Source organism: Paracoccus aminovorans (assembly GCF_001546115.1).
GTDB lineage: Bacteria > Pseudomonadota > Alphaproteobacteria > Rhodobacterales > Rhodobacteraceae > Paracoccus > Paracoccus aminovorans_B.
Genome location: NZ_KQ955210.1, coordinates 503156 through 510730 on the forward strand (window position 1 = coordinate 503156; position 7575 = coordinate 510730).

The 7575-nt window shown below is 65.6% G+C and carries 5 protein-coding genes, 2 pseudogenes and 1 other annotated feature; of the genes and pseudogenes, 4 read left to right on the forward strand and 3 right to left on the reverse strand.

Going from position 1 to position 7575, the window contains the following annotated elements:
• The first annotated feature begins 1 nt into the window (after position 1).
• Together pta and ASV56_RS20260 are read left to right on the forward strand one after the other, a co-directional pair.
• A complete protein-coding gene (gene pta / locus ASV56_RS20255) occupies positions 2-958 on the forward strand; it encodes a phosphate acetyltransferase (RefSeq protein ID WP_062560903.1) in 957 nt (318 codons plus the stop codon).
• Positions 959-1442: 484 nt separating this feature from the next.
• Entirely contained in the window at positions 1443-2927 is a 1485-nt protein-coding gene (locus tag ASV56_RS20260; protein WP_062563764.1) for an inorganic phosphate transporter, read from the forward strand.
• Between the two features lie 524 nt (positions 2928-3451).
• Here the strand turns inward: ASV56_RS20260 and ASV56_RS20265 are convergent.
• Positions 3452-4480 (reverse strand): IS110 family RNA-guided transposase, encoded by a 1029-nt coding sequence (locus tag ASV56_RS20265; RefSeq protein ID WP_011747348.1) that lies wholly within the window; start codon positions 4478-4480, stop codon positions 3452-3454.
• 108 nt (positions 4481-4588) lie between these two features.
• Between ASV56_RS20265 and ASV56_RS20275 the strand changes: the two are divergent.
• A pseudogene (locus ASV56_RS20275) lies at positions 4589-5854 on the forward strand (IS3 family transposase).
• Positions 4870-4986: a sequence feature (AL1L pseudoknot), on the forward strand. (Overlaps the previous pseudogene by 117 nt.)
• Positions 5855-6091: 237 nt before the next feature.
• Positions 6092-6424 carry a DUF7146 domain-containing protein gene (locus ASV56_RS24090; protein ID WP_062563766.1) on the forward strand — a complete coding sequence of 111 codons (333 nt, stop codon included), beginning with the start codon at positions 6092-6094 and terminating at the stop codon, positions 6422-6424.
• 16 nt (positions 6425-6440) lie between these two features.
• Here the strand turns inward: ASV56_RS24090 and ASV56_RS23175 are convergent.
• Both ASV56_RS23175 and ASV56_RS20285 read right to left on the reverse strand, forming a co-directional pair.
• Positions 6441-6911, reverse strand: a pseudogene (locus ASV56_RS23175) (IS5 family transposase); the annotation flags it as partial.
• Positions 6912-6961: 50 nt separating this feature from the next.
• A partial coding sequence (locus ASV56_RS20285; protein WP_156429259.1) for an IS256 family transposase occupies positions 6962-7575 on the reverse strand: 614 nt, incomplete at its 5' end.

A 7575-nucleotide genomic window follows, 5' to 3' on the forward strand; every position in this document is an offset into this window, starting at 1 on the left:
GATGAAACCGCTCGACCGCATCCATGCCGAAGCCCGCGCCCGCGCCCGCCACATCATCCTGCCCGAGGGGGACGACCCGCGCGTGGCCGAGGCGGCGCGGCGCATCACCGAACAGCGCCTGGCGCGGGTGACGCTGATGAACGGGCCCGCGATCCCCGGCGTCACCGCCCTGGTCCCGGCCGAGGCGCCGGACCTGGCCGAGCTTGCCGATCACTGGCACCGGCTGCGCGCCGCCCGCGGCATGACCGCGGACCGCGCGCTTTCCGAGATGCGCGACCCGATCCGCCAGGCGGCGATGCGGGTGCGGCTGGGCCAGGCCGACGGCACCGTCGGCGGCGCGGTCGCCACCACCGCCGACACGGTGCGCGCGGCGCTGCAGATCATCGGCAAGGCGCCCGGGGCCGGCATCGTGTCGAGCTTCTTCCTGATGCTCGCCTGCGGGCCCGAGGCGCCGGTCCGGGGCGGCATGATCTTTTCCGACTGCGGGCTGGTGATCCAGCCCGACGCGGCCGAGCTGGCCGCCATCGCGCGCGCGGCCGCGGCGAGCTGCCGCCAGCTCCTGGCCGAGAAGCCGCGGGTGGCGCTTCTGTCCTTCTCGACCGCGGGCTCGGCCGAGCACCCGAGCCTCGGGCGGCTGCGCGAGGCCCTGGCGCTGATCCGCGCCGCCGAGCCGGATCTCGAGGTCGACGGCGAATTGCAGTTCGACGCCGCGCTCGACGAGGCGATCCGGGCCAAGAAGGCGCCGCAGAGCCGGCTGACCGGGCGGCCGAACGTGTTCATCTTTCCGGACCTGGCGGCGGGCAACATCGGCTACAAGATCGCGCAACGCCTGGGCGGGCTGACGGCGATCGGCCCGATCCTGCAGGGCCTCGCCCGCCCCGCCAACGACCTCTCCCGCGGATGCTCCGTCAACGACATCGTCAACGCAACCGCAATAACCGCAATCCAGGCAGAATAAACAAAAACGGTGAAGCATGAGTGCACGGATACGCCGCCGGAAACAACCGATGGCGCTGTGCAGGCGGCGGGAATCACGGCCGGGATCGCTTGGCGCAGGTCGGAAAGAATGCCGCGCCGGGGGTGGCGGGGCCTGTCGATCCGCAGGACTGTGTCGAAAAGACCGAGGGCGACAGCCTGGATGTGGCGAAGCAGGCTGACGTTTCAGGGGATGCACGACGACCTCCGGCGGCGGCCCGCTTCCCGCGGAGGATCCCGCTGTCCCATGCGATCGAGGCCATTCGGCGAGCGCAGCAACACCTTCGCCGGTGATGGCGCCGATCTTGGGTAGTTGGGCGATCTGCATCGCTGGCAGCCGGACCGATCCCCGGGGTGAAGCGGGCAGGTGATCGCGTACGGCCGGTGCCCTCTGCACCTTGTCGTCAGATCCGTCTTGCCAGACGGGCGATTCCTTCATAGCACCCGGCGGAACAGAAAGGCGGAACATGTCTGACAAGGATCTCGAGCCCCGACATCTCGAAACGCTGGACCGCGATCTCGGCCGCTTCGCCAATCTCGAGGCGGCTGCCGCCTATGTCTCGCGGCCCCTGGTGGCGCCCGGCATCGCGCTCGTCTTCATCATCCTGGCCGGACTGGCTGCGGGAATGCTGCTGGGGCAGAGCGGCGAGATGCTGATCGTCGTCACCGCGGCCGTGTTCGGCGCCTATATGGCGCTGAACATCGGCGCCAATGACGTGGCAAACAACATGGGGCCGGCGGTTGGGGCGAACGCGCTCAGCATGGGCGGGGCCATCGTCATTGCCGTGATCTTCGAAAGCGCGGGCGCGCTGATCGCCGGCGCGGATGTGGTCTCGACCGTCGCCAAGGGCATCGTCGCGCCCGAGGCGCTGGATACGCCGGCCACCTTCGTCTGGGCGATGATGGCGGCGCTGCTGGCCTCGGCCCTGTGGGTGAACCTCGCGACATGGATCGGGGCGCCGGTCTCGACCACGCATGCCGTGGTCGGCGGGGTGGTCGGCGCGGGCATCGCCGGGGCCGGACTCGGCGCGGTCAACTGGGAGCAGATGCTGGCGATCGCGGCAAGCTGGGTCATCTCGCCGGTGATGGGCGGCGTCGTGGCGGCCGCGTTCCTGTGGCTCATCAAGAGCCGCATCGTCTATCGCGAGGACAAGATCGCGGCGGCGCGGGTCTGGGTGCCGATCCTCGTGGGCATCATGGCGGGGGCCTTCACGGCCTATCTGGCGATGAAGGGGCTGAAGCAGTTGGTCGAGATCTCGATGCGCGCGGCGCTGTTGCTGGGCCTGCTGGCGGGGTTCTGCTCATGGCTGCTGATGATCCCGGTCACCCGCCGCCAGTCCGAGGGGCTGGAGAATCGCAACAAGTCGCTGAAGGTGCTGTTCGGCATTCCCCTGGTCGCCTCGGCGGCGCTGCTCAGCTTTGCCCATGGGGCGAATGACGTCGCCAATGCCGTCGGTCCGCTGGCGGCCATCGTGCAGACCGTGACGACCGGAAACTTCAACGGCGATGTGGTCATTCCCCTGTGGGTCATGCTGATCGGCGCCTTCGGGATCTCTTTCGGGCTGAGCCTGTTCGGTCCCAAGCTGATCCGCATGGTCGGAAACGAGATCACCAAGCTCAACCCGATGCGGGCCTATTGCGTCGCGCTGTCGGCGGCGGTGACGGTCATCATCGCCAGTGCGTTGGGGCTGCCGGTCAGCTCGACCCATATCGCGATCGGCGCGATTTTCGGCGTGGGCTTCTTCCGCGAATGGGATGCCGAGCGGCGCCTGAAACAGGCCCGGATGGCCGTGCCAAGGCCGGAGTCCATCCCGGCGGACGAGCGCCGCCGCCGCAAGCTGGTGCGCAGGCTGCATGTGCTGACCATCGGGGCGGCATGGGTCGTCACCGTTCCCGCCGCGGCGCTTCTGTCGGCACTTCTGTTCCTGCTCCTGCGGCAGATCCCGGTCTGATCGGCGGCCGACGTCGGGGCTGCGTGCCGACCAAGGCGCTCAGGCGATTCGCGCGCCAGAGGCCCTTTTCCGGGGCTTTCCGTTCGAGATCACGCGGAGAGAGAGCTGCTTTCGCGCAACAAGACCACGGGAAATCTGATCTGTCGGACGGGTAGCCCGGTCTTCGCGGCTATGTCTTCCATGCCATAGCCGGCTTTCAGCATTGGCCGGATCATGGCACGATTCTGACCCGCACCGGTTTGGCGGAGGCTCCATGTGTGGATGCCCCGGTTCATGCAAGGGCAAATTCGTGCCGCCGGGCATGTGATCGGTGCGGTCATGTGTCAGGCCTGTCGATACGGCGATGTGGTTGCCGCCGGCCGTCATGGAGATACGCGGAACAGGCGCAAATCAACTCAGCGAGCTTTTCGCTCTTGGAGCCTCGGTGCTTTTCCTGGTCCCGATCAGTCCGATCATTTGCCCTTGACGTTCACGACCTCCTCACATGCCCACCTCTCCTGATCCCGCGGCGACCGAGCGCTTGCTCAAGCGGCTGCGAGACCGGGATCCCGATAGTCTTCTCTCTTGGTCTGCATGGCCCAGATCGCGCGCGCCATCTTGTTTGCCAAGGCTACGGCGACCAACATCAGCGGCTTGCGGTCCATCATGCGGCTGAGCCACGAGCCAGGCCGTGCGCCGCGGCGGGACGCCCATCGTATCACCGCCATGGCTCCGATTATTAGGAGCCTTCGGATGTCGCGTTGACCCATCTTCGAGGTGCGCCCGAGCCGCTGCTTGCCGCCGGTTGAGTGCTGAACCGGCACGAGTCCAAGCCAGGCGGCAAAGTCGCGACCACGCTTGAAGGTCTGCATAGGTGGTGCGAATACCTCCACCGCCATGGCTGTGATCGGGCCGATGCCCGGCATCGTCTGCAAGCGGCGTATTTCTTCGCCGAATTGGGCTTCGCGACGAAGCGTTTTCTCGAGGTCTGCAATTTTGGCGTTCAGCTGTTCGATCTGCTCGAGGTAGATCCGGCCGATATCGCGAACCAGCTGCGGAATTGCGACATCGGTCGCGTCCAGTGCTTTGGCCAGAGACTTCAGGTGAGCCGGTCCTTGCGGCACAACGAGACCGTGTTCTGCGAGGTGGCCGCGCAGGGCATTGATCAGTTGCGTCCTTTGGCGCACGAGCAGATCGCGCGTCCGGAAGACCATGGAGCGCGCCTGCTGTTCCTCGGTCTTCACGGCGACGAAGCGCATTGTCGGCCGAGACCCTGCTTCGGCAATGGCCTCCGCGTCCGCCGTATCGTTCTTCTGCCGCTTCACATATGGCTTGACGTAGCTGGGTGGGATGAGCCGCACATCGTGGCCGAGCTGCTGGATCGCGCGGCCCCATTCATGAGCGCTGGCGCATGCCTCCATAACGACCACGCAACGCGGCTGCGCCGACAGGAACGGAAGCATTTGAGCTCGGGTCAACCGCTTCCTGAACGCGACGCTGCCGTCGATGTGTGCTCCGTGCGCGTGGAAGACGCGCTTCGCCAGATCGATGCCGATGATGGTGGCGTTGTTCATGTCCTTCCTCCTCTTCACCGCAGCTCATCCTGCTACTGCCACTGTGCCACGCCTCGGCACGGGCGGGAGGGGCATCCACTCCATCAATTTCTGAGCAGGACGGAGCACATGAGCAAGACGACGAGCAAGTTTTCCCCTGAAGTGCGTGAGCGTGCTGTGCGCCTGATCCTCGACAATGAGAGCCAGCATGAATCGCGCTGGCAGGCAGTCATGTCGATTTCCGCGAAGATCGGCTGTGCGCCCCAGACCCTGAACGAGTGGGTCAAGAAGGTCGAGGTCGACGGCGGCAAGCGGGCCGGTGTCACCACCGAGATGGCGGATCGGCTGAAGGCACTGGAACGGGAGAACCGGGAGTTGCGCCAGGCCAATGAGATCTTGCGCAAGGCGCGCGCATATTTTGCGATGGCGGAGCTCGACCGCCGGTCGAAGTGATGGTCGGGTTCATTGACGATCATCGTGGTGCACATGGGGTCGAGCCGATCTGCAAGGTTCTGCCGATCGCCCCCTCCACCTACTACGATCACCTGGCGAAGCGGGCCGATCCGGCCCGGCTGTCGGATCGTGCCCGGCGCGACGCAGTCCTGCGGCCCGAGATCGAGCGCGTCTTCGAGGAGAACTGGCGTGCCTACGGCGTGCGCAAGGTCTGGCGTCAGCTGGATCGGGAAGGCTTCGCCGTCGCCCGATGCTCCGTGGCCCGGCTGATGAAGTGCAGGGGTATTCAAGGCATCATCCGGGGCAAGCCGCACAAGACGACCATCCCCGACAAGAAGGTCCCTTGCCCGTTGGACAAGGTGAACCGCGAGTTTCGCGTGCCGGCGCCGAACATGCTCTGGGGTCGTTCATTGTGGCGCCATTGGTCCGAGCCCAATGGACGACGATTTCACCTACGTCGCTACCTGGCGAGGGTTCGTCTATGTCGCCTTCATCATCGACGCCTACGCCCGCCGGATCGTCGGCTGGCGGGCGAGCCAAACCGCACACGCAGGCTGCGTGCTCGATGCCCTCGAACAGGCTGTTCATGATCGCCGCCCGGTCAAGGGCGCGGGGCTCGTCCACCATTCCGACCGGGGGTCGCAATACCTGTCCATAAAATACACCGAGAGGCTGGGCGAGGCGGGGATCGAGCCCTCCGTGGGCAGCGTTGGCGACAGCTATGACAACGCTCTGGCGGAGACCATAAACGGTCTATTCAAGGCCGAGGTCATCCACCGCCGGGGGCCATGGCGCAATTTCGAGGCAGTTGAATACGCTACCCTCGAATGGCTGGATTGGTTCAACAACCGCCGCCTCCTCGAGCCGATCGGGAACATCCCGCCGGCGGAAGCAGAGGCAAACTTCCACGCGGCTCTGGAAACTGAAGAAATGGCCGCGTAACTAACCGAAATCAGCCTCCGGCAAACCCGGCGCGGTTCAACCTGATCGACCTGATCCGCCTGTCGCTGGGTTGCAGCATGGTCGATGCGCTGCGCGAGGCCCGGTCTGTCTGGGCCTGCGCTACGACAGCCCCGAGAACATCGCGCGCCCCAAGGCCGCGGCCGAGCGGTCGAAGCGCTTGGCCGAGGAGGCCCGCGCCAGGGCCGCGAGCAGGCCAGGCGCCGGCGCAAGACGGCCGTGGCGCTGTGGCTGTCCGGCCAGGAGCGTATCCAGTCCACGCCGGTGGAATACTACCTGCGCGACACGCGCGGCATCGACCTGGCGCAGCTGGACCGTCAGCCCGGCGCCCGGCGCTATCACCCGGCCGTGCGCTATAAGCACCTGGACCGCGAGACGGGCGAGGTCTGGGACTGCGAAATGCCGGCCATGCTGTCGTTCGTCAACGACGGCCAAGCCCGGTGCGAGGCCCATGTCTGCTTGCGCCGCGCCATGGCGGGGTTTTCGGCATGTCGAACGCCGGGCCGCTCCGTCCGGTCCCAGCTCGGTGATGGTCTGGGTCAGCAGCCCTAGGTTCTGTGGACACTTCCTTGATCCACAGGACGATGGCAGCGATGGTGATGGCGGCGAGGTGGTTTCTGGCGGTTTTCTCGTATCGCGTGGCGACCCTTCGGAACTGCTTGAGCTTGGAGAAGTAGCATTTTATCACATGTCTCCGGGCACAGAGATGCTTGTCGAGGGGATGTTTAGGGATGACGGCAAGAGCTTTCTTGCGGGCGATCGCCTCACGCAGGCGGTCGCTGTCATAGGCGGTGTCGGCCATGACGACCTCGGCAGTCAGGTCGGCGATCCGCCTCGGCCTGCGGGGCGTCGCCCTTCTGCCCGGCGGTCAGGGTGAAGCGGACCGGACAGCCAAGGCCTCGCACTGCCAGGTGGAGCTTGGGGCTCGGTCCGCCGCGGCACCGGGCCAAGGGCCTGATCTTCAGCCCCCTTTTGCACCAGCGGCGTGTTGGTGGGCGCGGATGATCGGGCTGTCCACGATCAGCTATTCGAAATCGGGGAGTGTCCTGAACTTTGTGTATCTGGCCCGGTCCATGCGGTTTCAGATACTCAAGCGGCGAAGCGCTCGCCGAACATTATGGCGAACTGATTTCGCGCCGCAAACCATTCCCGAACGTTTCGGCCATCTTTCTCGAAGCTGCGGATCGCCAGGTAGATCAGCTTCGTTGCAGCGTCATCAGTCGGGAATGACCCACGGGTCTTGATGGATTTGCGGATCACGCGGTTCAGACTCTCGATGGCGTTGGTCGTATAAACCACCTTTCGGATCGCCGGATCGAAGGCGAAGAACGGGACCACCTCGGCCCATGCCCGCCGCCAGGCCGGGGCGATGGATGCATATTTCCCGGCCCATTTTTCCTCGAAGGCGTCGAGTTCCACGGCAGCCATATCGGCGGTCGGTGCGCTGTAAATCCGGCGCAGATCGGCGGCCACAGCCTTGCGGTCCTTCCAGGAGCAGAAGTTCAGGCTGTGGCGCACCAGATGCACGATGCAGGTCTGAACCATGGCGTCCGGAAAGGCGGCGGTGATGGCCTCGGGAAAGCCCTTCAGCCCGTCAACGACTGCGATCAGGATGTCCTGCAGCCCTCGGTTCTTCAGCTCGTTCATCACCGACAGCCAGAACTTGGCGCCCTCGTTTTCGGCAATCCAAAGGCCCAGGACCT